We start from the raw sequence: 25,113 nt of genomic DNA, 5'->3' as shown, positions 1-25,113 counted from the left end.
TGATGGCCTCGCTCCCGCTAATCAGAGGCCCTGGCAAGGGCCTTCGAGGCGATGTTCGCACCTACCCCGCGAACCGCTTCGTGTCTGTACCGCCCACAAGGTGTGTTTGACGAGGTTGTCGACTGGAACGAAGTTGTCCCGAGGGACGGAAGCGTAATAGGTAACCCGGCACCACACTGATGTTCGCACCAAGGCCCACGACGCCCGAATGCGCCCGCAGTTCGCCTTTACCTGCTCACTTCCCCTCGAGCCGATCGTTCATCCCGTCGCCCTCCCCGCCGAATCCGACTTGACCGCTTAAGCTTCTGGTCAGCGAGCGCAGGAATTTTCCACCGCAGAACAACTTTTCATAAAGACGCGACGAGGTTTATCTCCCATGGCACTGACACGCGAACAGCAAATTGCAGCCCTCGAAAAAGACTGGGCTGAAAACCCGCGCTGGAAAGGCGTGACACGCACTTACTCCGCTGCTGACGTCGTCCGCCTGCGTGGCTCGGTTCAACCTGAGCACACTTTTGCAAAAATGGGCGCCGAGAAGCTGTGGAACCTGGTGACCCAGGGTGCCAAGCCAGCCTTCCGTCCTGAGAAAGATTTCGTCAACTGCATGGGCGCCCTGACCGGCGGCCAGGCTGTGCAACAAGTCAAGGCCGGCATCCAGGCGATCTACCTGTCTGGCTGGCAAGTGGCTGCGGACAACAACTCCGCCGAATCGATGTACCCGGACCAGTCGCTGTACCCGGTGGACTCGGTTCCAACCGTGGTCAAGCGCATCAACAACTCGTTCCGTCGTGCCGACCAGATCCAGTGGAAAGCCGGCAAGAACCCGGGCGACGACGGCTACATCGACTACTTCGCGCCAATCGTGGCTGACGCCGAAGCCGGTTTCGGTGGCGTACTGAACGCTTACGAGCTGATGAAGAGCATGATCGAAGCAGGCGCCGCCGGCGTTCACTTCGAAGACCAGCTGGCTTCCGTGAAGAAATGCGGCCACATGGGCGGCAAGGTACTGGTTCCTACCCAGGAAGCCGTACAGAAGCTGACCGCCGCCCGCCTGGCTGCTGACGTTGCCGGTACTCCGACCATCATCCTGGCCCGTACCGACGCTAACGCCGCTGACCTGCTGACGTCCGACTGCGACCCGTACGACCAGCCATTCGTGACTGGCGAACGTACCCAGGAAGGTTTCTACAAAGTGCGCGCCGGCCTGGATCAAGCCATCGCCCGTGGCCTGGCCTACGCTCCGTACGCCGACCTGATCTGGTGCGAAACCGCCAAGCCGGATCTGGACGAGGCTCGTCGCTTCGCTGAAGCGATCAAGAAGGAATACCCGGACCAACTGCTGTCGTACAACTGCTCGCCTTCCTTCAACTGGAAGAAAAACCTGGACGACGCGACCATCGCCAAGTTCCAGCGCGAACTGTCCGCCATGGGTTACAAGCACCAGTTCATCACCCTGGCCGGCATTCACAACATGTGGCACAGCATGTTCAACCTGGCGCACGACTACGCCCGCAACGACATGACTGCCTACGTGAAGCTGCAAGAGCAGGAATTCGCTGACGCTTCCAAGGGCTACACCTTCGTGGCGCACCAGCAGGAAGTGGGCACCGGCTACTTCGACGACATGACCACCGTGATCCAGGGTGGCTCGTCCTCGGTAACCGCACTGACCGGTTCGACTGAAGAAGAACAGTTCCACTGATCTGCTTCGCCTGAGACATCAGCCGCTGCGGGCCGAATAGAAAGCTAACCGCAGCGCTGCACCTCTGACGCCCCGACTGGTTCGGGGCGTTTTTTTACCTGCGATTCAATGAGCGCCCCCCCCCCCTGTAGGAGCGAGCCTGCTCGCGATGAACCTGAGGACGCCGTGGGGTGTCAGGCCCCCAGCGTCATCGTTGACCACCATCGCGAGCAGGCTCTCTCCTACAGGGGATGGTGGTGACCTGGAAAAACATTGATCCAGAGCGCTACGACCGTCAGAAAAATCCGCTAAAACGCTCTCCGCCGCTACTTGCTGTAACGCCCATATAAGACAACTTCCGGAGTATCCGAAGGATAAGCAGTTTAAAAACCAGGCCAAACAATATTGATTATCATTTAGCGCCAACTATGTTCGTTACATTCCCTACAAAACATAATTGACGAAATGCCGGCTAATGCCCAAGGCGCAAGGCCTGCGGGGCTTTTGAAGCGCGCTATGTCCTTATTCCTATAAATAATTTCGCTATAGGAATTTTACTTGCCGAGTGTTTAGCCATAAAATCAGCGGGATTGATTGCTGCGACATATCGTCACTGCTTTTGTTTCTTTTCAAGCTCAGAGACCTTTGCTCTCTGTTAAGGATTACCAGCATGCCCGAAGCGACAGGACTCATGGCCCACAACTGGGGCTTTGCCATTTTCCTTCTAGGCGTCGTCGGCCTCTGTGCCTTCATGCTGGGCGTCTCAAGCCTCCTTGGGTCAAAAGCCTGGGGCCGCAGCAAAAACGAACCGTTCGAGTCCGGCATGCTACCTACAGGTGGCGCCCGCTTGCGGCTCTCAGCCAAATTCTATCTGGTCGCGATGTTGTTCGTGATCTTCGATATCGAAGCCCTCTTTCTCTTTGCATGGTCTGTGTCCGTCCGCGAAAGCGGCTGGACCGGATTCGTCGAAGCTCTCGTTTTCATAGCAATTCTGTTGGCAGGCCTTGTCTACCTATTCCGAGTGGGCGCCCTTGACTGGGCTCCGGAAGCTCGGCGCAAGCGGCAAGCGAAGCTGAAACAATGAGGCTTTGGCAATGCAATACAATCTCACCAGGATCGACCCCGATGCTCCTAACGAGCAGTATCCGATTGGCCAGCGGGAAACCGTTTCCGATCCGTTAGAAGATCAAGTCCACAAAAACATTTTCATGGGCAAGCTCGAAGACGTGCTTAACGGCACGATCAACTGGGGGCGCAAGAACTCCCTGTGGCCGTATAACTTCGGTCTTTCGTGCTGCTACGTGGAAATGACCACCGCCTTCACGGCGCCCCACGACATCGCGCGCTTTGGCGCCGAGGTTATCCGGGCATCGCCGCGCCAGGCGGATTTCATGGTTATCGCCGGTACCTGCTTCATCAAGATGGCGCCGATCATTCAGCGTCTCTACGAGCAAATGCTCGAGCCTAAATGGGTCATCTCCATGGGTTCGTGCGCCAACTCCGGTGGCATGTACGACATCTACTCCGTCGTTCAAGGGGTGGACAAGTTCCTGCCCGTGGACGTCTACGTGCCTGGCTGCCCGCCCCGCCCTGAGGCTTTCCTGCAAGGCTTGATGCTGTTGCAGGAGTCGATTGGACAGGAGCGTCGCCCGCTTTCCTGGGTCGTTGGTGATCAAGGCGTCTATCGCGCCGAGATGCCTTCCGAGAAGGAAAAGCGCCGCGAACAGCGAATCGCAGTCACCAACCTGCGCAGCCCCGACGAAGTCTGATCCAGATCTGCTTCTTAAATAGAACGAGAACCTGGCTTCATTCTTTACGTTGACCGAAAGCGATAAATAACCATGACTACAGGCAGTGCTCTGTACATCCCGCCTTACAAGGCAGACGACCAGGATGTGGTCGTCGAACTGAACAACCGTTTTGGCCCGGAGGCGTTCACCGCCCAGCCGACCCGCACCGGCATGCCGGTGCTTTGGGTTGCCCGCGCCAAACTCGTCGAAGTCCTGACCTTCCTGCGTAACCTGCCCAAGCCGTACGTCATGCTTTATGACCTGCACGGCGTGGACGAACGTCTGCGCACCAAGCGTCAAGGGCTGCCGAACGGCGTCGACTTCTCCGTGTTCTATCACTTGATGTCGATCGAACGTAATAGTGACGTAATGATCAAGGTTGCCTTGTCCGAGGGCGACCTCAGCTTGCCGACCGTCACCAGCATCTGGCCGAACGCCAACTGGTACGAGCGTGAAGTCTGGGACATGTTCGGCATCGACTTCAAAGGTCACCCTCACCTGTCGCGCATCATGATGCCGCCGACCTGGGAAGGTCACCCGCTGCGCAAGGACTTTCCGGCCCGTGCCACCGAGTTCGACCCGTTCACCCTGAACCTGGCCAAGCAACAGCTCGAGGAAGAGTCCGCGCGCTTCAAGCCGGAAGACTGGGGCATGAAGCGTTCCGGCCCGAACGAGGACTACATGTTCCTCAACCTCGGCCCGAACCACCCGTCCGCGCACGGTGCGTTCCGCATCATCCTGCAGCTGGACGGTGAAGAGATCGTAGACTGCGTACCGGACGTCGGTTACCACCACCGTGGTGCCGAGAAGATGGCCGAGCGTCAGTCCTGGCACAGCTTCATCCCGTACACCGACCGTATCGACTACCTCGGCGGCGTGATGAACAACCTGCCGTACGTGCTTTCGGTCGAGAAGCTGGCCGGCATCAAGGTACCGGAGAAGGTCGACGTCATCCGCATCATGATGGCCGAGTTCTTCCGGATCACCAGCCACCTGCTGTTCCTGGGTACCTACATCCAGGACGTCGGCGCCATGACCCCGGTGTTCTTCACCTTCACCGACCGCCAGCGCGCGTACACGGTGATCGAAGCCATTACCGGTTTCCGCCTGCACCCGGCCTGGTACCGCATCGGTGGCGTCGCCCACGACCTGCCGCGTGGTTGGGAAAAACTGGTCAAGGATTTCGTCGAGTGGATGCCCAAGCGTCTGGACGAATACCAGAAAGCCGCACTGGACAACAGCATCCTGCGTGGCCGCACCATCGGCGTCGCCGACTACAACACCAAAGAGGCCCTGGAATGGGGCGTCACCGGTGCCGGCCTGCGTTCGACCGGTTGCGATTTCGACTTGCGTAAAGCGCGTCCGTACTCGGGCTACGAGAACTTCGAATTCGAAGTGCCGCTGGCCGCCAACGGCGATGCCTACGACCGCTGCATCGTGCGTGTCGAGGAGATGCGCCAGAGCATCAGGATCATCGACCAGTGCCTGCGCAACATGCCGGAAGGCCCGTACAAGGCGGATCACCCGCTGACCACGCCGCCGCCGAAAGAGCGCACCCTGCAGCACATCGAAACCTTGATCACGCACTTCCTGCAGGTTTCGTGGGGCCCGGTCATGCCGGCCAACGAATCCTTCCAGATGATCGAAGCGACCAAGGGCATCAACAGTTATTACCTGACGAGCGATGGCGGCACCATGAGCTACCGCACCCGGATTCGTACCCCAAGCTTCCCGCACTTGCAGCAGATCCCTTCGGTGATCAAAGGCAGCATGGTCGCGGACTTGATTGCGTACCTGGGTAGTATCGATTTCGTTATGGCCGACGTGGACCGCTAAGCATGAACAGCACGCTTATCCAGACAGACCGTTTCACCTTGAGTGAAACCGAGCGCTCGGCCATCGAGCACGAGCTGCATCACTACGAAGACCCGCGCGCGGCGTCGATCGAAGCCCTGAAGATCGTCCAGAAGGAACGTGGCTGGGTGCCGGACGGCGCCCTGTACGCCATCGGCGAGATCCTCGGCATCCCGGCCAGCGACGTTGAAGGCGTGGCGACGTTCTACAGCCAGATCTTCCGTCAGCCAGTGGGCCGTCACATCATCCGCGTCTGCGACAGCATGGTCTGCTACATCGGCGGCCACGAGTCCGTGGTCAGCGAAATCCAGAGCAAGCTCGGCATCGGCCTGGGTCAGACCACCGCCGACGGTCGTTTCACCCTGCTGCCGGTCTGCTGCCTCGGCAACTGCGACAAGGCGCCGGCGCTGATGATCGACGACGACACTTTCGGTGATGTGCAGCCTGCAGGCGTTGCCAAATTGCTCGAGGGCTACGTATGACCCTGACTTCCTTCGGTCCAGCCAACCGCATCAAGCGTTCGGCCGAGACTCACCCGCTCACCTGGCGTCTGCGTGACGACGGCGAAGCCGTATGGCTCGACGAGTACCAGGCCAAGAACGGTTACGCCGCTGCGCGCAAGGCCTTCGCCGACATGGCCCAGGACGACATCGTCCAGACCGTGAAAGACTCCGGCCTCAAAGGCCGCGGCGGTGCAGGCTTCCCCACTGGCGTGAAGTGGGGCCTGATGCCAAAGGACGAATCCATCAACATCCGCTACCTGCTGTGCAACGCGGATGAAATGGAGCCCAACACCTGGAAAGACCGCATGCTGATGGAGCAACTGCCCCATCTGCTGATCGAAGGCATGCTGATCAGTGCCCGCGCACTGAAAACCTACCGTGGCTACATCTTCCTGCGTGGCGAATACACCACCGCCGCCAAGCACTTGAACCGTGCTGTGGAAGAAGCCAAGGCAGCCGGCCTGCTGGGCAAGAACATCCTGGGTTCGGGTTTTGATTTCGAGCTGTTCGTTCACACCGGCGCCGGGCGTTATATCTGCGGTGAAGAAACCGCACTGATCAACTCCCTCGAAGGCCGTCGCGCCAACCCGCGCTCCAAGCCGCCCTTCCCTGCCGCCGTTGGCGTGTGGGGCAAGCCGACTTGCGTGAATAACGTCGAAACCCTGTGCAACGTGCCGGCGATCATTGCCGACGGCGTGGACTGGTACAAATCGTTGGCTCGCGAAGGCAGCGAAGACATGGGCACCAAGCTCATGGGCTTCTCCGGCAAGGTCAAGAACCCGGGCCTGTGGGAACTGCCGTTCGGCGTCACCGGTCGCGAGCTGTTCGAAGACTACGCTGGCGGCATGCGCGACGGTTACAAGCTCAAGGCCTGGCAGCCTGGCGGCGCCGGTACCGGTTTCCTGTTGCCGGAACACCTGGACGCACAAATGTACGCCGGCGGCATCGCCAAAGTGGGCACCCGCATGGGTACCGGCCTGGCCATGGCGGTGGACGACAGCGTCAACATGGTGTCCCTGCTGCGCAACATGGAGCAGTTCTTCGCCCGCGAATCCTGCGGCTTCTGCACCCCTTGCCGCGATGGCTTGCCATGGAGCGTAAAGCTCCTGATGGCCATCGAGAACGGTGAAGGCCAGCCAGGCGACATCGAGACCCTGCTGGGTCTGGTCGGTTTCCTCGGCCCAGGCAAGACCTTCTGTGCTCACGCACCGGGCGCCGTGGAGCCGTTGGGCAGCGCAATCAAATACTTCCGCCATGAGTTCGAAGCCGGTATCGCGCCTGTCAGCGCCGCCGTCCCGCCTCTGGCAAGGCCGATCGTAGTCGGCGCGTAAACGCTTAAAAAGCGAAGGGTCCGCGCCCTTCGCTTTTCGTGTGATGACGCCTTTAACGGCTGTGTTGATTCACGCGGATAACAAGATTCCATTAGCCACGCCCGCTGACACCGGGCCAACGAAGAACTTTGAACCATGGCCACTATCCACGTAGACGGCAAAGCGCTCGAAGTCGATGGGGCAGACAACCTGTTACAGGCATGTCTGTCTCTGGGCCTCGATATTCCGTATTTCTGCTGGCACCCTGCCCTCGGCAGCGTTGGCGCTTGCCGCCAGTGCGCGGTCAAGCAGTACACCGACGAGAACGACACCCGTGGTCGTATCGTGATGTCCTGCATGACCCCAGCCACCGACAACACCTGGATCTCCATCGAAGATGAAGAATCCAAGGCCTTCCGCGCCAGTGTTGTCGAATGGCTGATGACCAACCACCCTCACGACTGCCCGGTCTGTGAAGAAGGCGGTCACTGCCACCTGCAAGACATGACGGTAATGACCGGCCACAACGAGCGCCGTTACCGCTTCACCAAGCGTACCCACCAGAACCAGCAACTGGGCCCGTTCATTTCCCACGAAATGAACCGCTGCATCGCTTGCTACCGCTGCGTGCGCTTCTATAAGGACTACGCCGGCGGCACCGATCTTGGTGTGTTTGGCGCCCACGACAACGTGTACTTCGGTCGCGTTGAAGACGGCACCCTGGAAAGCGAGTTCTCCGGCAACCTCACCGAGGTCTGCCCGACCGGTGTGTTCACCGACAAGACTCACTCCGAGCGCTACAACCGTAAATGGGACATGCAGTTCTCGCCGAGCATCTGCCATGGCTGCTCCAGCGGTTGCAACATCTCCCCGGGCGAGCGTTACGGCGAGCTGCGTCGTATCGAAAACCGTTTCAACGGTTCGGTGAACCAGTACTTCCTGTGCGACCGTGGCCGTTTCGGCTATGGCTACGTCAACCGCGAAGACCGCCCACGCCAGCCGCAGCTGGCGGGCGGCACCAAGCTGAGCCTCGACGAAGCCCTGGATAAAGCCGCGGACCTGCTGCGCGGTCGCAACATCGTCGGTATCGGTTCGCCCCGCGCCAGCCTCGAAAGCAACTACGCGTTGCGTGAACTGGTCGGTGCCGAGCACTTCTACTCCGGTATCGAAGCTGCCGAGCTGGAGCGCATCCGCCTGGTCCTGCAAGTGCTCAAAGACAGCCCGCTGCCAGTACCGAACATGCGCGACATCGAAGACCACGACGCCGTGTTCGTCCTCGGTGAAGACCTGACCCAGACTGCTGCGCGCATGGCGCTGTCCCTGCGTCAATCGGTCAAGGGCAAGGCCGAAGACATGGCCGACGCCATGCGCGTCCAGCCTTGGCTCGACGCCGCGGTGAAGAACATCGGCCAGCACGCGCTGAACCCGCTGTTCATCGCCAGCCTGGCTGAAACCAAGCTCGACGACATCGCTGAAGAATGCGTTCACGCCGCTCCAGACGACCTGGCCCGCATCGGTTTCGCCGTGGCTCACGCCCTCGACGCCAGCGCTCCAGCCGTTGAAGGCCTGGATGCTGAAGCACTCGAACTGGCCAAGCGCATTGCCGACGCCCTGCTCGCCGCCAAGCGTCCATTGATCATTGCCGGTACCTCGTTGGGTTCCAAGGCGTTGATCGAAGCTGCTGCGAACATCGCCAAAGCGTTGAAGCTGCGCGAGAAGAACGGTTCCATCAGCCTGATCGTGCCAGAGGCCAACAGCCTCGGCCTGGCCATGCTCGGTGGCGAATCGGTCGACGCCGCGCTGCAAGCCGTGATCGATGGCAAAGCCGACGCCATCGTCGTACTGGAAAACGATCTGTATACCCGTACCGACAAGGCCAAGGTCGATGCCGCCCTGACCGCCGCCAAAGTGCTGATCGTCGCCGACCATCAGAAGACTGCCACCAGCGATCGCGCGCACCTGGTTCTGCCAGCCGCCAGCTTCGCTGAAGGCGACGGCACCCTGGTCAGCCAGGAAGGCCGCGCCCAGCGCTTCTTCCAGGTTTTCGATCCGAAGTACATGGACGCGAGCATCCTGGTTCACGAAGGCTGGCGCTGGCTGCATGCCCTGCGCGCGACCCTGCTGAACCAGCCGATCGACTGGACCCAACTGGACCACGCCACCGCCGCCGTCGCTTCCAGCACTTCGATCCTGAATCGCATCGTCGATGCCGCACCGTCCGCCGCGTTCCGCATCAAGGGCATGAAACTGGCCCGCGAACCGCTGCGTTACTCCGGTCGTACCGCCATGCGCGCCGACATCAACGTGCACGAACCGCGTGCCCCGCAAGACAACGACACCGCGTTCAACTTCTCGATGGAAGGTTACTCGGGCTCGGTCGAACCGCGTCAGCAAGTGCCATTCGCCTGGTCTCCGGGCTGGAACTCGCCGCAGGCCTGGAACAAGTTCCAGGACGAAGTCGGTGGTCACATCCGCGCTGGCGACCCGGGCACCCGCCTGATCGAAAGCAGCGGTGACTCGCTGAACTGGTTCGCCAGTGTTCCGCGCGCGTTCAACCCGGCACAAGGTACCTGGCAAGTCGTGCCGTTCTTCCACCTGTTCGGCAGCGAAGAGAACTCTTCGAAAGCCGCGCCGGTTCAGGAACGCATCCCGGCCGCCTACGTGTCGCTGGCCAAGTCCGAAGCCGACCGCCTGGGTGTCAATGACGGCGCGATGCTGAGCTTGAATGTCGCTGGCCAGACCCTGCGTCTGCCGCTGCGCATCAACGAAGAGCTGGGCGCCGGTCTGGTGGCATTGCCTGCGGGCATCGCCGGCATTCCGCCAGCGATCTTTGGCAAATCCGTTGATGGTCTGCAGGAGGCAGCTCAATGACCTGGTTCACTCCTGAAGTGATCGACATCATCATCACGGTCCTCAAGGCCGTGGTGATTCTGCTCGCCGTGGTGGTTTGCGGTGCCCTGCTGAGCTGGGTCGAGCGTCGTCTGCTCGCCCTCTGGCAGGACCGTTACGGTCCGAACCGCGTCGGTCCGTTCGGCGCGTTCCAGATCGCCGCCGACATGATCAAGATGTTCTTCAAGGAAGACTGGACGCCTCCATTCGCCGACAAGATGATCTTCACCCTGGCACCAGTAGTCGCCATGAGCGCCCTGCTGATTGCCTTCGCGATCATCCCGATCACCCCGACCTGGGGCGTGGCGGACATCAACATCGGTATCCTGTTCTTCTTCGCCATGGCTGGCCTGTCGGTCTACGCGGTGCTGTTCGCCGGCTGGTCGAGCAACAACAAGTTCGCCCTGCTGGGCAGCTTGCGCGCCTCGGCGCAGACCGTGTCGTACGAAGTGTTCATGGGCCTGTCGCTGATGGGCATCGTGATCCAGGTCGGCTCGTTCAACATGCGCGATATCGTTGAATATCAAGCGCAGAACCTGTGGTTCATCATTCCGCAGATCTTCGGCTTCCTGACCTTCTTCATCGCTGGCGTGGCCGTGACTCACCGTCACCCGTTCGACCAGCCGGAAGCGGAACAGGAACTGGCAGACGGTTACCACATTGAATACGCCGGCATGAAATGGGGCATGTTCTTCGTCGGCGAGTACATCGGCATCGTGCTGATCTCGGCGCTGCTGGTGACCTTGTTCTTCGGTGGCTGGCACGGTCCGTTCGGCATCCTGCCGCAGATCCCGTTCATCTGGTTCGCACTGAAAACCGCGTTCTTCATCATGATGTTCATCCTGTTGCGCGCATCGATTCCGCGCCCACGGTATGACCAGGTGATGGATTTCAGCTGGAAGTTCTGCCTGCCGCTGACCCTCGTCAACATGCTGGTGACCGCTGCGATCGTGTTGCTCAACACGCCCGCCGTCGCGGCTCAGTGAGGATAGAGAATCATGAAGTACATATTTGACATCGTGCATGGCTTCTACACCCAGCTTCGCAGCCTGGTGATGATTTTCGGCCACGCCTTCCGCAAGCGTGACACGCTGCAGTACCCGGAAGAACCGGTCTACCTGCCGCCGCGCTACCGTGGTCGTATCGTCCTGACCCGCGACCCCGACGGCGAAGAGCGTTGTGTAGCCTGTAACCTGTGCGCCGTGGCGTGCCCGGTCGGTTGCATCTCGCTGCAGAAAGCTGAAACCGAAGACGGTCGCTGGTACCCGGACTTCTTCCGCATCAACTTCTCGCGCTGCATTTTTTGCGGCCTCTGCGAGGAAGCCTGCCCGACCACCGCGATCCAGCTGACACCGGATTTCGAAATGGCCGAGTTCAAACGTCAGGACCTGGTTTACGAGAAAGAAGATCTGCTGATCTCCGGCCCCGGCAAAAACCCTGATTACAACTTCTATCGTGTTGCAGGTATGGCGATTGCCGGGAAGCCGAAAGGCTCCGCGCAGAACGAAGCCCAGCCGATCAACGTGAAGAGCTTGCTGCCTTAAGGAAGAAAGATGGAATTCGCTTTCTATTTCGCATCGGGTATCGCTGTGGTGTCCACGCTTCGCGTGATCACCAACACCAACCCTGTGCACGCCCTGCTCTACCTGATCATTTCGCTGATTGCCGTGGCGATGACCTTCTTCGCCCTCGGCGCGCCGTTCGCCGGCGTCCTGGAAGTGATCGCCTACGCTGGCGCCATCATGGTGCTGTTCGTGTTCGTGGTGATGATGCTCAACCTTGGCCCGGCCTCGGTTCAGCAAGAGCGCGTCTGGCTCAAGCCCGGTATCTGGGGCGGCCCGGTGCTCCTCGCTGCGCTGCTGCTGGTGGAACTGCTGTACGTGCTGTTCTCCCACCAGACCGGTGAAGCCATCGGCCATACCACCGTAGACGCCAAGGCCGTGGGCATCAGCCTGTTCGGTCCGTACCTGCTGGTGGTCGAACTCGCCTCGATGCTGCTGCTCGCCGCAGCCGTCACGGCGTTCCACTTGGGCCGCAACGAAGCCAAGGAGCAATGACGATGCCTGCTATCCCCATGGAGCATGGTCTGGCGGTCGCCGGCATCCTGTTCTGCCTCGGTCTGGTCGGCCTGATGGTCCGCCGCAACATCCTTTTCGTGCTGATGAGCCTGGAGGTCATGATGAATGCCTCCGCGTTGGCGTTCATCGTTGCCGGTAGCCGCTGGGCACAGCCGGATGGACAGATCATGTTCATCCTGGTGATCAGCCTGGCAGCCGCCGAGGCCAGTATCGGCCTGGCGATCCTGCTGCAACTGTATCGCCGCTTCCACACGCTCGATATCGACGCTGCCAGTGAGATGCGCGGATGAATCTTCTCTATCTGACTTTCCTGTTCCCTCTCATCGGTTTCCTGCTGCTGGCGTTTTCTCGCGGCCGTCTCTCGGAAAACCTTTCGGCGCTGATCGGCGTCGGTTCCGTCGGCTTGTCTGCCATCGTCGCGGCTTACGTGATCTGGCAATTCAATGTCGCACCACCTGAAGGCGGCCACTACACCCAGGTGTTGTGGCAGTGGATGGCGGTGGAAGGCTTCACGCCGAACTTCGCCCTGTACCTGGACGGCCTGTCGCTGACCATGCTCGGTGTGGTGGTTGGCGTCGGCTTCCTGATCCACCTGTTCGCGTCCTGGTACATGCGCGGTGAAGCCGGTTACTCGCGCTTCTTCGCCTACACCAACCTGTTTATCGCCAGCATGCTGTTCCTGGTGCTGGGCGATAACCTGTTGTTCCTGTACTTCGGCTGGGAAGGCGTGGGCCTGTGCTCCTACCTGTTGATCGGTTTCTACTACAGCAACCGCAACAACGGTAACGCCGCACTCAAAGCCTTTATCGTGACCCGTATCGGTGACGTGTTCATGGCCATCGGCCTGTTCATTCTGTTTGCCCAACTGGGCACGCTGAACGTTCAGGAACTGCTGGTGCTGGCTCCGCAGAAATTCCAGTCCGGCGACTTCTGGATGGTCATGGCCACCCTGATGCTGCTCGGTGGTGCTGTCGGTAAATCCGCGCAACTGCCGCTGCAAACCTGGCTGGCGGACGCGATGGCCGGTCCTACCCCGGTTTCGGCACTGATCCACGCCGCAACCATGGTGACCGCCGGTGTCTACCTGATCGCCCGTACCCACGGCCTGTTCACCCTGGCGCCGGAAATCCTGCACCTGGTGGGCATCGTCGGCGGTGTGACCCTGGTCCTGGCTGGCTTCGCAGCACTGGTCCAGACCGACATCAAGCGTATCCTCGCCTACTCGACCATGAGCCAGATCGGCTACATGTTCCTGGCCCTGGGCGTCGGCGCCTGGGATGGCGCGATCTTCCACCTGATGACCCACGCCTTCTTCAAGGCCCTGCTGTTCCTTGCCTCCGGTGCGGTGATCGTTGCCTGCCACCACGAGCAGGACATCTTCAAGATGGGCGGTCTGTGGAAAAAGCTGCCACTGGCCTACGCCAGTTTCATCGTCGGCGGCGCGGCCCTGGCGGCCCTGCCACTGGTAACCGCAGGCTTCTACTCCAAGGACGAAATCCTCTGGGAAGCGTTCGCCAGCGGCAACAACGGTCTGCTCTACGCAGGTCTGGTCGGCGCATTCATGACTTCGTTGTACACCTTCCGCCTGATCTTCATCGCGTTCCACGGTGAAGCGAAGACCGAAGCCCACGCCGGTCACGGCATCGCTCACTGGCTGCCTCTGTCGGTGCTGATCGTACTGTCGACCTTCGTCGGCGCGATGATCGTTCCGCCGCTGCACGGTGTACTGCCGCAAAGCGTCGGCCATGCCGGCGGCGAAGCCAAGCACAGCCTGGAAATCGCCTCGGGCGCCATCGCCCTGGCCGGTATCCTGCTGGCCGCGTTGCTGTTCCTCGGCAAGCGTCGCTTCGTCACCGCCATCGCCAACAGCGGCATCGGCCGTTTCCTCTCGGCCTGGTGGTTCGCTGCCTGGGGCTTCGACTGGATATACGACAAACTGTTCGTCAAGCCATACCTGGCGATCAGCCACATCCTGCGCAAAGACCCGCTCGACCAGACCATCGGTCTGATCCCGCGCATGGCCAAAGGCGGTCACACCGCCCTGAGCCGTACCGAGACTGGTCAACTGCGTTGGTATGCCGCCTCGATGGCTGCTGGTGCCGTGCTGGTTATCGGCGCCGTCGTGCTGGTAGCGGTCTGATATGAACCTTGCGAACTTGCGAAAGGAATTGAGCCCGTCATGATTCTGCCTTGGCTAATCCTGATCCCCTTCATCGGCGGCCTGCTGTGCTGGATGGGTGAGCGCTTCGGCGCCACCCTCCCCCGCTGGATTGCGCTGATCACCATGTCCCTGTTGCTCTCCCTCGGCCTCTGGCTGTGGGCCAACGGTGATTATTCATTTGCCCCGGCGCCTGGCGCCGACCCGACCTGGGCGCTTGAGTTCAAGCACGTCTGGATCCAGCGCTTCGGCATCAACGTGCACCTGGCCCTCGACGGCCTGTCGCTGTTGATGATCATGCTGACCGGTCTGCTGGGTGTCCTCTCGGTACTCTGCTCGTGGAAAGAGATCCAGCGTCACGTGGGCTTCTTCCACCTGAACCTGATGTGGATCCTGGGCGGTGTCGTCGGCGTGTTCCTCGCCCTCGACCTGTTCATGTTCTTCTTCTTCTGGGAAATGATGCTGGTGCCGATGTACTTCCTCATCGCGCTCTGGGGTCACAGTTCTTCGGACGGCAAGAAAACCCGGATCTACGCGGCGACCAAGTTCTTCATCTTCACTCAGGCTTCCGGCCTGATCATGCTGGTGGCGATCCTGGGCCTGGTACTGGTCAACTTCAACGACACCGGCGTAATTACCTTCAACTACGCCGACCTGTTGAAGACCAAGATGTCGATGACCACCGAGTACATCCTGATGCTCGGCTTCTTCATCGCCTTCGCGGTCAAGCTGCCGGTTGTACCGTTCCACTCCTGGTTGCCTGACGCTCACGCCCAGGCGCCGACTGCAGGCTCCGTCGACCTCGCCGGTATCTTGCTGAAGACCGCGGCCTACGGTCTGCTGCGTTTCGCCCTGCCGCTGTTCCCGAATGCTTCGGCCGAGTTCGCGCCGTTCGCAATGGCCCTGGGTCTGATCGGGATTTTCTACGGTGCGTTCCTGGCGTTCGCGCAAACCGACATCAAGCGTCTGATTGCCTTCTCGTCCGTTTCCCACATGGGCTTCGTACTGATCGGCATCTACTCCGGCAGCCAACTGGCGCTGCAGGGCGCGGTGATGCAGATGCTGGCGCACGGTCTGTCGGCAGCGGCACTCTTTATCCTGAGTGGCCAGCTGTACGAACGCACCCACACCCGCGACATGCGCGAGATGGGTGGCCTGTGGTCGAAGATCGCCTACCTGCCGGCTCTCAGCCTGTTCTTCGCGGCGGCGTCCCTGGGCTTGCCGGGTACCGGTAACTTCGTCGGTGAGTTCCTGATCCTGATCGGCACCTTCCCGATCGCCCCGTGGGTCACCATCATCGCCACGTCCGGCCTGGTGTTCGGTTCGGTCTACTCGCTGATCATGGTCCACCGTGCCTTCTTCGGCCCGGCCAAGTCGGACGCGGTGCTGCATGGCATGGACGGTCGCGAACTGATCATGGTGGTCGGTCTGGCTGCACTGCTGATCTACATCGGCGTGTACCCACAACCGTTCCTCGATACCTCTGCCGCTACGATGCATGGCGTGCAGCAATGGCTCGGCACCGCCTTCACTCAACTCGCTTCGGCCCGGTAAGAGCGCTATGGAATTCACGACTCAACACTTTATCGCGCTTGCGCCGTTGTTGATCACCAGCGCCACGATCATCGTGGTGATGCTGGCGATCGCCTGGCGCCGCAACCACTCCCAGACCTTCCTGCTGTCGGTGGCAGGTCTGAACCTGGCGTTGCTGTCGATCCTGCCAGCCTTGAAGGTCGCGCCATTGGCTGTGACCCCACTGCTGCAAATCGATAGCTTCGCTTGCTTGTACATGGCGCTGATCCTGGTCGCCACCCTCGCTTGTGTCACCCTCGCCCACGCCTACCTCGGCGATGGCGGCACGGGTTACCCGGGCAACCGTGAAGAACTGTACCTGCTGATCCTGATGGCCGCCGCCGGTGGCCTGGTGCTGGTCAGCGCGCAGCACCTGGCCGGGTTGTTCATCGGTCTGGAACTGCTGTCGGTGCCGGTCTACGGTCTGGTGGCCTATGCCTTCTTCAACAAGCGTTCGCTGGAAGCCGGTATCAAGTACATGGTGCTGTCGGCTGCCGGCTCCGCGTTCCTGTTGTTCGGCATGGCGCTGCTGTACGCAGACTCGGGTTCCCTGAGCTTCGTCGGCATCGGTCAGGCGCTGGCGGCTACCGGTCTGCCAAGCTCGCTGGCGCAACTGGGCCTGGGCATGATGCTGATCGGCCTGGCGTTCAAGCTGTCGCTGGTGCCCTTCCACCTCTGGACACCAGACGTTTACGAAGGTGCTCCGGCGCCGGTCGCAGCGTTCCTCGCTACCGCTTCGAAAGTGGCTGTGTTCGCGGTGATGGTGCGCCTGTTCCAGATCTCGCCAGCGGCAAGCAGCGGTGTGCTGAGCGACGTGCTGACCATCATCGCCATCGCGTCGATCCTGTTCGGTAACCTGCTGGCCCTGACCCAGAGCAACCTCAAGCGTCTGCTGGGTTACTCGTCCATCGCCCACTTCGGCTACCTGCTGATCGCCCTGGTGGCGAGCAAGGGCCTGGCCGTGGAAGCCATCGGCGTGTACCTGGTCACCTACGTGATCACCAGCCTCGGCGCTTTCGGTGTGATCACCCTGATGTCCTCGCCGTACAAAGGCCGTGACGCAGACGCCCTGTACGAATACCGCGGCCTGTTCTGGCGCCGTCCGTACCTGACCGCCGTGCTGACCGTGATGATGCTGTCCTTGGCCGGTATCCCGCTGACCGCGGGCTTCATCGGCAAGTTCTACATCATCGCCACCAGCGTCGAGTCCCATCAGTGGTGGCTGGTCGGTTCGCTGGTACTGGGAAGCGCCATCGGCGTGTTCTACTACCTGCGCGTCATGGTCACCCTGTACCTGATCGAGCCAAACCTGCGCCGCGTCGACGCTCAATTGCACTGGGAACAGAAGGCAGGCGGCGTGATGCTGCTGGCCATCGCGGTACTGGCTTTCTTCCTCGGCCTGTACCCACAACCGCTGCTGAACCTGGTTCAACAGTCGGGCCTGGCGGGTTGATCGCTTAGAGCCATTCAGTAGTAAACAGAAACGGCACCTTCGGGTGCCGTTTTTGCGTTTGTAGGATATGTTACCGGCGCGCTCCCCTCCTCCGACAATCCCCGAAAGCTCACGCGGGATTACCCGCCTCGTCCTACATCAAGATCAAGCACTTGGTTTTATCTTTAATGACTGCTGGATAGAGAAACCAATACGAGAGCGAACAATGAACCGCGACATCTTTTCCGAACTGGCTCCCGCCATCCCTGAGAAACCACGCACCTTTGCCCTCCGTGAATATTCTGGCTATATTTGTCCAGAATATAGGAGGGAAATCATGATCGTCGTTCCGTTGGCCGAAGCAAAAAACAATCTATCCAAACTCGTTGATGACGCAGCCGCTGGACAGATCATCACGATTGCCAAACACGGTCGGGCTCTCGCACGTCTGGTGCCGGTGGGAAAAACCTGCGGCCAGCGCATCGGAACGATGAAAGGCAAACTTGTACTTCCCGATGATTTCGACGCGCCACTGTCGGACGACATGCTCGATATTTTTGAAGGCACTCACGAATGAGGCTTCTGCTCGACACGCACATTTTGCTCTGGACACTCAGTGATGATCCCAGACTCTCCGGCAAAGCCAGAAAGCTCATCGAGAACGCTGCCGACATATATGTCAGCGCAGCGTCATTCTGGGAGATGGCGATCAAGGTCGGGTTGGGAAAGCTGAACGTTGATTTGGAGGAAATCCGGCAGTACTGTCTCGAAAGCGGGTTCATCGAATTGCCGGTAACGTCCGAGCATGCCATTGCCGTGAAAGACCTCGAGCATCACCATCGTGACCCATTCGACCGCCTAATTGTTGCAACAGCCATGACTGAACCCATGAAGCTTCTCACCGCCGACCCGTTGGTTGCCAGGTACACGGATTTGGCTGTTTTGGTCTGATTGGTTCAAAACACCACAAATGATGAATGTTTCTGTGAGTGATTTTGCTCGGCTGGAGAACTTTGTTATCGGGAGTGGCCTCTTCGCTGGCAAGCCAGCTCCTACACGAGACCGCGTCTGAGTCGAAAATGAAGTGACCTCCAAACCATTGCGCATTAAAAAAAAGCCCACCATCGGCATTCGATGACGGGCTAGTTCCAGTGCGTCACGCTTACAAGTGTTTGGTCTTGTCGTCCTTTTTTTCATTCAATACGACGGGGGGACGCGCCTGTTCCTTCGCGACAAACTTCTCCACCGAGCGGTCATTGGCCGCCATCATTTTTTCGAAAGCCTTGTCACCGCCACCTTCTGCCAAAACAATAGAAGACATCACCAACGCCGCTACAAACGCACTCAGTTCTGCAAGTTTCATGTTTGATTCCTCGTTTAATTAACTAACGAGGTCAAGGTAACAATCCGAACCTTTCATGACAGTGGCGCGCAAATTACATATCCGTTATGTAGCCTGAAAGGTATCTGTGGCGAGGGAGCTTGCTCCCGCTGGGTCGCTTGCTCGCGAAAGAGGTCCGTCAGGCACAAAGTAAAACGGCACCTTCCGGTGCCGTTCGCCTTTTACAGTCCAATCACTTTACTTGCGCGCCGCCTCCCAGGATTTCAGCAGTTCGCTGTAGCTCACGGTCTCGCCTTTCGGTTTCTCGTTCGCCAGTTTCGGCTTCGGTGCGCCCGGTTGGTCGAACCAGTATTGCGCATCGCGCTCTGGATTCATTTTCGGTGCGCAGGTGGCTTGTGCCTTCGAGCGTTCCAGACGGGTCATGATTGCGTCCTGATCCTTGGCCAGGCCATCCAGCGCCTCTTGCGGGGTTTTCTCGCCGCTGGCGGCTTCGGCGATGTGGCTCCACCACAACTGCGCCAGGCGAGGATAATCAGGCACGTTGGTCCCGGTCGGGGTCCATTGCACGCGGGCCGGGCTGCGATAGAACTCCACCAGGCCACCGAGTTTCGGCGCCAGGTCGGTCATGGCCTGGGAGTTGATGTCCGATTCGCGGATCGGAGTCAGGCCGACGATGGTTTTCTTCAGCGACACGGTTTTCGAGGTCACGAACTGCGCGTACAGCCAGGCCGCCAGTTTCTGCTTCTCAGGCGTGGACTTCATGAACGTCCAGGAACCGGCGTCCTGATAACCGAGCTTCATGCCCTCTTCCCAATACGGACCTTTCGGCGACGGCGCCATGCGCCATTTCGGCGTGCCGTCGGCGTTCATCACCGGAAGGCCAGGCTTGGTCATGTCGGCGGTAAACGCGGTGTACCAGAAGATCTGCTGGGCAATGTTGCCCTGGGATGGCACGGGACCTGATTCGGAGAAAGTCATGCCCGCCGCTTCCGGTGGCGCGTACTTTTTCATCCAGTCAACGTACTTGGTGGTCGCATACACTGCTGCCGGGCCGTTGGTGTCGCCACCGCGGGTCACGCTGGAGCCGACCGGATGACAATCCTCGACGCGGATCCCCCACTCGTCCACCGGCAAGCCGTTAGGTATGCCTTTATCGCCAGCGCCTGCCATGGAGAACCAGGCATCGGTGAAACGCCAACCCAGCGACGGGTCTTTCTTGCCGTAATCCATGTGCCCGTAAACGCGCTTGCCGTCGATTTCCTTGACGTCTTCGCTGAAGAATTTGGCGATGTCTTCATAGGCCGACCAGTTCACCGGTACGCCCAACTCGTAGCCGTACTTTTCCTTGAACTTGGCCTTCAGGTCCGCACGCTCGAACCAGTCGGCGCGAAACCAGTAAAGGTTGGCGAACTGTTGGTCGGGCAGTTGATAGATCTTGCCGTCCGGCGCGGTGGTGAAGGAGATGCCGATGAAGTCCTTGATGTCCAGGGTCGGCGAGGTGAAGTTCTTGCCCTCGTTGGCCATCAGGTCGGTGATCGATTCGGTCTTGCCGTAGCGGAAGTGTGTACCGATCAGGTCCGAGTCGTTGACCCAGCCGTCATAGATGTTCTTGTCCGACTGCATCTGGGTCTGCAGCTTTTCCACCACGTCGCCTTCCTGCAGCAGGTCGTGGGTCAGCTTGATCCCGGTGATCTCGGTGAAGGCCTTGGCCAGCACCTTGGACTCATACTCGTGGGTGGCGATGGTTTCCGACACCACTTTGATGCTCATCCCGCGAAACGGCTCAGCCGCCTTGATGAACCACTTCAGCTCTTCGAGTTGTTGATCGGCCGTCAGGGTGGACGGCTTGAATTCACTGCCGATCCATTTCTTCGCCGCGTCTTCATAGGCATCGGCCCAGGCAGATGCGCTCAAACCGCTGAGTGCCAGCATGGCTGCCAATGAAATGCTATGTCGCAGCTTATTGTTTTTGTCGAACATAGAGACCTCCTTATTGAGTTTCGGAGCAACATTGCCGAGCGATTCGACTAGCCCCAACGCATCACAGCCAACAGCCACACCAGGGACATCGCGAAGGCGACCCAGATGCTCCAGTCGGTGACGCCGATTACCAGCAGATGCAGGTAGGCGCTGCCGAGAAGACCGATGAACAACCGATCGCCACGGGTGGTGGCAATCGGTAGAAAACCTCGCCTGAGCACACTCGGCGAACGCAATTCCCAGGTGGTCATGCCCACCAGGATCAAGGCAATGACGCCGAAGAACGCCGCCGTGGGGACGGTCCAACTCATCCATTCCATCATCAGTTCCTCATACCCGGCCCAGGGCAAAGCCCTTGGCCACGTGGTTGCGAACAAACCAGATCACCAACATGCCCGGCAGGATGGTCAACACCCCCGCCGCCGCCAGCACGCCCCAGTCGATACCGGATGCCGAGACCGTGCGGGTCATCACCGCTGCGATCGGTTTGGCGTTCACCGAAGTGAGGGTTCGCGCCAGCAGCAGTTCGACCCAGGAAAACATGAAGCAGAAGAACGCCGTGACGCCGATGCCGGAGCCGATCAGCGGGATGAAGATCTTCACGAAGAACTTGGGAAAGCTGTAGCCATCGATGTAGGCGGTTTCGTCGATCTCCTTGGGCACGCCGGACATGAAGCCTTCGAGAATCCACACCGCCAGCGGCACGTTGAACAGGCAATGGGCCAGGGCCACGGCGATGTGGGTATCGAACAGCCCGATCGAGGAATACAGCTGGAAGAACGGCAACAGGAACACCGCCGGTGGCGCCATGCGGTTGGTCAGCAGCCAGAAGAACAGGTGCTTGTCACCGAGGAAGCGGTAGCGCGAGAACGCATAGGCCGCCGGCAAGGCCACGGTCAGGGAAATGATCGTGTTCAGGCTCACGTAGTACGCCGAGTTGATGTAGCCGGTGTACCAACTCGGATCGGTGAAGATCACCTTGTAGTTCGCCAGGGTGAAATCCTGCGGAAACAACGTCAGGCCACCGAGGATCTCGCTGTTGCTCTTGAAGGACATGTTCAGCAGCCAGTAGATCGGCACCAGCAGGAACAGGATGTAGATCAGCAGTGGAATCAGCTTTCTCTTGCTCATGATGGCCTCAGCGGTTGGCGTCGGAGTGAGTCATGGCGGTGTAGAACAGCCAGGACACCAACAGGATGATCAGGAAGTACACCAGCGAGAATGCGGCGGCCGGCCCCAGGTCGAACTGCCCGATCGCCATTTGCGTCAGGGTCTGGCTCAAGAAGGTCGTGGAATTGCCCGGACCGCCACCCGTAAGCACGAAGGGCTCGGTGTAGATCATGAAACTGTCCATGAAGCGCAGCATCACCGCGATCAGCAACACACTCTTGAGCTTGGGTAACTGGATATGCCGGAACACCGCCCAGGCCGAGGCACGGTCGATCCGCGCCGCCTGGTAATACACGTCCGGAATCGCCCGCAGGCCGGAGAAGCACAACAGCGCCACCAGCGAGGTCCAGTGCCAGACGTCCATCACCAGTACGGTGACCCAGGCGTCCATGGTGTTCGCCGCATAGTTGTAGCTGATGCCCATGGCCTTGAGGCTCGCCCCCAGCAGACCGATGTCGGCCCGGCCGAAGATCTGCCAGATGGTGCCGACCACGTTCCACGGGATCAGCAACGGAATCGCCAGGATGATCAGCACCACCGACGACCAGCGCCCTTTGGTCGGCATGGTCAGGGCAATCGCAATCCCCAGCGGGATTTCGATCAACAGCACGCAGGCCGAGTAGATGAACTGGCGCAACAACGAGTCGTGCAGGCGCGGATCGAGCAGCACCTGCTTGTACCAGTCGGCACCGACAAAGTAGCGGCTGGACTGGTCGAAGATGTCCTGCACTGAATAGTTGACCACGGTCATCATCGGGATCACCGCACTGAACGCCACCAGCAGGAACACCGGCAGCACCAGCCACCAGGCCTTGTTGTTCTGCACCTTGTTCATGGCTGCGCCTCTTGGTTGGCATTGGCTTCGAGCAGAAATTCATCGGCGTAGACCATCAGCCACTGCGCCGGAAAACTGATGTAGGCCGTGCCTTGCGGCACCGGTTTGTCTTCGGCCAGGCGCACTTTCAGGGGGACGCCATCGAGGTTGAGGGTCATGATCTTGTAGGTGCCCAGGTCTTCGACGTGTACGACCTGTGCCCGCAGCGCGTCATCAAAGGCTTCGTCCCACACATGGACGAACTCCGGACGAATGCCGACCTTCAGGGTTTTCCACTCCGATTCAGCAATACGCTGCTGCATCGCCTCGGACAGCGGCAGGTGAGTCGAGGCGAAACCGACGCCACCCGGTTGCGGCTGCACCTCGATCAGGTTCATCCCGGGGCTGCCAATGAAGTAGCCGACAAAGGTGTGGCTCGGGCGCTCGAACAACTCCCTTGGCGTACCGAATTGCACGATCTGCCCGCCGTACATCACCGCAATCTTGTCGGCGAAGGTCGAGGCCTCCAGCTGATCGTGGGTGACGTAGACCATGGTGATGTTGAACTGTTCGTGGATCTGCTTGAGCTTGCGCCGCAGTTTCCACTTGAGGTGCGGGTCGATCACCGTCAGCGGTTCATCGAACAGGATCGCCGACACGTCGTCGCGCACCAGCCCACGCCCCATGGAGACTTTCTGTTTTTCGTCGGCGGTGAGGTTGCGGGCCTTTTTGCTCAACAGGTTCTGCAGGTCGAGAACTTCGGCGATTTCCTGCACCTTGCTATGCACCCGGGCCTCGGCCATGCCCTGATTACGCAGCGGGAAGGCCAGGTTGTCGAACACCGTCATGGTGTCGTAGACCACCGGGAACTGGAAAACCTGGGCGATGTTGCGCTTCTCCGGGGTCAGGTTGTTGACCGCTTTGCCGTCGAACAGCACATGGCCCTGGGACGGGCTGAGCAGCCCGGAAATGATGTTGAGCAAGGTTGATTTGCCACAGCCCGATGGGCCAAGCAACGCGTAGGCGCCACCCTGCTCCCAGATGTGGTCCATCTCGCGGATCGCGTAGTCCTCCGGTCCCGCCGGAGTCTTGGTGTAGCTGTGGGCGAGGTTCTGCAAACGGATTTCGGCCATCAGGCAACCCTCGTGACACGCCGGCCCGGCGCCTGGACCAGCCGCCCCTGCGTATCGAACACAAACAGTTTATGGGTCGGGATGTAGATGCGGATCGGCGCATCGACGTCGTATTCGTGAACGCCGGGCAAGTGCAGCACCAGCAGGAAATGCTCGTTGCGCACGTGCAGGAAGGTTTCCGAGCCACTGATTTCCGCGACTTCGACAGTCACCGCCAATTCGAGGTCATCGTCGTTGCTCGGCACCAGCGAGATATGGCTGGGTCGCACGCCGAAACGGAACTCGCCCTCGCCTACCGGGCGCAGATCGACATTCAGCGGGAAGTGCACGAAATTGGCGAAACTCACTTCGTTGCCGGCAATGCGCCCCGGCATCAGGTTGATCGGCGGCTCGGAGAACAGCTCCGCCGCCAGCACCGTTTGCGGCTGATGATAGACCGACGAAGACTGGCCGCTCTGGATCACCCGGCCTTCGTGAAGAATGGTGGTGGTGCCGCCCAGGGCCAGGGCCTCGTTGGGCTCGGTGGTGGCGTAGATCGCGATGGTGTGGCGCGCCTTGAACAGCTCGCGCATTTCCTGGCGCAGCTCTTCGCGCAACTTGTAGTCGAGGTTGACCAGTGGCTCGTCGAACAGGATCAGCTCGGCGTCCTTGACCAGCGCCCGGGCCATGGCCGTGCGTTGTTGCTGACCACCGGAAAGCTCCAGCGGATAGCGTTTGAGAAACTTCTCGATGCGCAGCATCTTCGCGGTTTCCAGCACCTTGCTCTGAATTTGCTCGCTGGAAACCCCGGCCTGACGCAGCGGCGAGGCGATGTTGTCGAACACCGTCATGGTCGGGTAGTTGATGAACTGCTGATAGACCATCGACACATTGCGCAAGCGCACGGGCCGTTGGGTGACGTCGACGCCGTTCATCAGGATACGGCCGCTGTCGGGCTTGTCCAGACCGGCCATCAGGCGCATCAGGCTGGTTTTGCCGGACAAGGTGCGACCCAGCAAAACGTTGAAGGAACCGGGTTCAAAACTCAGGTTGGCATCGTCGATCCAGGTCTGGCCCTCGACGGTGCGGCTGACGTGTTCCAGGGTGAGTGACATGGCTCGGCCTTTTTCTTATTGGAGTCAAGCGACCGGAGCTGTAAAGCGACATTTGTGCCAGAAATTGCAAACGATTGATTCAGTTTGAAATTCCTGAAAATGACTACAGAGTCACGTTCATTGCTGAACACAAATGAACAACCGCGACTGAACAACTGAACACTTCAACGGTTGACAATGAACATTAGTGAACAACACTCTACGGATGTTTTGTGCCTTTCCCGGAACATGGAAATAAACACAGATCCTGTGGGAGCGGGCTTGCTCGCGAAGGCGGTGTGTCATTCAGCGATGATCTGACTGACACACCGCC

At 59.8% G+C, this 25,113-nt stretch carries 23 protein-coding genes; 16 read left to right on the top strand and 7 right to left on the bottom strand.

Going from position 1 to position 25,113, the window contains the following annotated elements:
- Positions 1–376 precede the first annotated feature (376 nt).
- The 16 genes from aceA (at position 377) to KGB20_RS05890 (ending at position 18,218) form a co-directional block, all read left to right on the top strand.
- Complete coding sequence (gene aceA / locus KGB20_RS05965) at positions 377–1,702, top strand: isocitrate lyase (RefSeq protein WP_034146910.1); 1,326 nt, start codon at positions 377–379, stop codon at positions 1,700–1,702.
- Positions 1,703–2,351: 649 nt separating this feature from the next.
- Entirely contained in the window at positions 2,352–2,765 is a 414-nt protein-coding gene (locus KGB20_RS05960; RefSeq protein WP_003223812.1) for an NADH-quinone oxidoreductase subunit A, read from the top strand.
- A gap of 10 nt (positions 2,766–2,775) precedes the next feature.
- Positions 2,776–3,450, top strand: a complete 675-nt coding sequence (locus KGB20_RS05955; protein ID WP_046037844.1) for a NuoB/complex I 20 kDa subunit family protein — start codon at positions 2,776–2,778, stop codon at positions 3,448–3,450.
- A gap of 72 nt (positions 3,451–3,522) precedes the next feature.
- A complete protein-coding gene (gene nuoC, locus KGB20_RS05950) occupies positions 3,523–5,307 on the top strand; it encodes an NADH-quinone oxidoreductase subunit C/D (protein ID WP_057714159.1) in 1,785 nt (594 codons plus the stop codon).
- Positions 5,308–5,309: 2 nt separating this feature from the next.
- Positions 5,310–5,807 carry an NADH-quinone oxidoreductase subunit NuoE gene (gene nuoE / locus KGB20_RS05945; RefSeq protein WP_008020715.1) on the top strand — a complete coding sequence of 166 codons (498 nt, stop codon included), beginning with the start codon at positions 5,310–5,312 and terminating at the stop codon, positions 5,805–5,807.
- Entirely contained in the window at positions 5,804–7,159 is a 1,356-nt protein-coding gene (nuoF, locus tag KGB20_RS05940; RefSeq protein ID WP_057714158.1) for an NADH-quinone oxidoreductase subunit NuoF, read from the top strand. The genes nuoE and nuoF overlap by 4 nt, the downstream gene beginning before the upstream one ends.
- A gap of 135 nt (positions 7,160–7,294) precedes the next feature.
- Entirely contained in the window at positions 7,295–10,009 is a 2,715-nt protein-coding gene (gene nuoG / locus KGB20_RS05935; RefSeq protein ID WP_150812615.1) for an NADH-quinone oxidoreductase subunit NuoG, read from the top strand.
- Positions 10,006–11,013, top strand: a complete 1,008-nt coding sequence (nuoH, locus tag KGB20_RS05930) for an NADH-quinone oxidoreductase subunit NuoH (protein ID WP_090456620.1) — start codon at positions 10,006–10,008, stop codon at positions 11,011–11,013. Before nuoG ends, nuoH begins: the two co-directional genes overlap by 4 nt.
- A 12-nt stretch (positions 11,014–11,025) precedes the next feature.
- Positions 11,026–11,571, top strand: a complete 546-nt coding sequence (gene nuoI / locus KGB20_RS05925; RefSeq protein ID WP_015094374.1) for an NADH-quinone oxidoreductase subunit NuoI — start codon at positions 11,026–11,028, stop codon at positions 11,569–11,571.
- 9 nt (positions 11,572–11,580) lie between these two features.
- Positions 11,581–12,084, top strand: a complete 504-nt coding sequence (gene nuoJ / locus KGB20_RS05920) for an NADH-quinone oxidoreductase subunit J (protein WP_053161453.1) — start codon at positions 11,581–11,583, stop codon at positions 12,082–12,084.
- A 2-nt stretch (positions 12,085–12,086) separates the two neighbouring features.
- Positions 12,087–12,395 (top strand): NADH-quinone oxidoreductase subunit NuoK, encoded by a 309-nt coding sequence (gene nuoK / locus KGB20_RS05915; RefSeq protein WP_007946416.1) that lies wholly within the window; start codon positions 12,087–12,089, stop codon positions 12,393–12,395.
- Positions 12,392–14,245, top strand: coding sequence for an NADH-quinone oxidoreductase subunit L (gene nuoL / locus KGB20_RS05910; RefSeq protein WP_150812614.1), 1,854 nt, complete (start codon positions 12,392–12,394; stop codon positions 14,243–14,245). Before nuoK ends, nuoL begins: the two co-directional genes overlap by 4 nt.
- A gap of 39 nt (positions 14,246–14,284) precedes the next feature.
- Positions 14,285–15,817 carry an NADH-quinone oxidoreductase subunit M gene (nuoM, locus tag KGB20_RS05905; RefSeq protein ID WP_102670548.1) on the top strand — a complete coding sequence of 511 codons (1,533 nt, stop codon included), beginning with the start codon at positions 14,285–14,287 and terminating at the stop codon, positions 15,815–15,817.
- A 7-nt stretch (positions 15,818–15,824) separates the two neighbouring features.
- A complete protein-coding gene (gene nuoN, locus KGB20_RS05900; RefSeq protein ID WP_223532149.1) occupies positions 15,825–17,288 on the top strand; it encodes an NADH-quinone oxidoreductase subunit NuoN in 1,464 nt (487 codons plus the stop codon).
- A 205-nt stretch (positions 17,289–17,493) separates the two neighbouring features.
- On the top strand, positions 17,494–17,844 hold the full coding sequence (locus tag KGB20_RS05895) for a type II toxin-antitoxin system Phd/YefM family antitoxin (protein WP_223507709.1): 351 nt from the start codon (positions 17,494–17,496) through the stop codon (positions 17,842–17,844).
- Positions 17,841–18,218, top strand: coding sequence for a type II toxin-antitoxin system VapC family toxin (locus KGB20_RS05890; protein ID WP_154908744.1), 378 nt, complete (start codon positions 17,841–17,843; stop codon positions 18,216–18,218). Before KGB20_RS05895 ends, KGB20_RS05890 begins: the two co-directional genes overlap by 4 nt.
- 211 nt (positions 18,219–18,429) lie before the next feature.
- On the opposite strand, the gene KGB20_RS05885 is transcribed toward KGB20_RS05890, so the two are convergent.
- From KGB20_RS05885 to KGB20_RS05855, 7 genes are all read right to left on the bottom strand, one after another.
- Positions 18,430–18,630 carry a co-regulatory protein PtrA N-terminal domain-containing protein gene (locus KGB20_RS05885; RefSeq protein ID WP_223532147.1) on the bottom strand — a complete coding sequence of 67 codons (201 nt, stop codon included), beginning with the start codon at positions 18,628–18,630 and terminating at the stop codon, positions 18,430–18,432.
- A gap of 216 nt (positions 18,631–18,846) precedes the next feature.
- A complete protein-coding gene (locus KGB20_RS05880; RefSeq protein WP_150758930.1) occupies positions 18,847–20,589 on the bottom strand; it encodes an extracellular solute-binding protein in 1,743 nt (580 codons plus the stop codon).
- A 47-nt stretch (positions 20,590–20,636) separates the two neighbouring features.
- Positions 20,637–20,909, bottom strand: a complete 273-nt coding sequence (locus tag KGB20_RS05875) for a DUF2160 domain-containing protein (protein ID WP_057716585.1) — start codon at positions 20,907–20,909, stop codon at positions 20,637–20,639.
- Between the two features lie 10 nt (positions 20,910–20,919).
- On the bottom strand, positions 20,920–21,720 hold the full coding sequence (locus tag KGB20_RS05870; protein ID WP_008046506.1) for a carbohydrate ABC transporter permease: 801 nt from the start codon (positions 21,718–21,720) through the stop codon (positions 20,920–20,922).
- A gap of 7 nt (positions 21,721–21,727) precedes the next feature.
- Positions 21,728–22,594: a carbohydrate ABC transporter permease gene (locus KGB20_RS05865; protein ID WP_008046507.1), complete on the bottom strand. Its 867-nt coding sequence runs from the start codon at positions 22,592–22,594 to the stop codon at positions 21,728–21,730.
- Positions 22,591–23,706, bottom strand: coding sequence for an ABC transporter ATP-binding protein (locus tag KGB20_RS05860; RefSeq protein WP_057714146.1), 1,116 nt, complete (start codon positions 23,704–23,706; stop codon positions 22,591–22,593). The genes KGB20_RS05865 and KGB20_RS05860 overlap by 4 nt, the downstream gene beginning before the upstream one ends.
- Positions 23,706–24,800: an ABC transporter ATP-binding protein gene (locus KGB20_RS05855; protein WP_057714145.1), complete on the bottom strand. Its 1,095-nt coding sequence runs from the start codon at positions 24,798–24,800 to the stop codon at positions 23,706–23,708. Before KGB20_RS05855 ends, KGB20_RS05860 begins: the two co-directional genes overlap by 1 nt.
- Positions 24,801–25,113: the final 313 nt, after the last annotated feature.

This window comes from Pseudomonas sp. BF-R-30 (assembly GCF_019956175.1).
GTDB lineage: Bacteria > Pseudomonadota > Gammaproteobacteria > Pseudomonadales > Pseudomonadaceae > Aquipseudomonas > Aquipseudomonas jessenii.
This window is presented reverse-complemented; position numbering and strand designations above follow the sequence as displayed.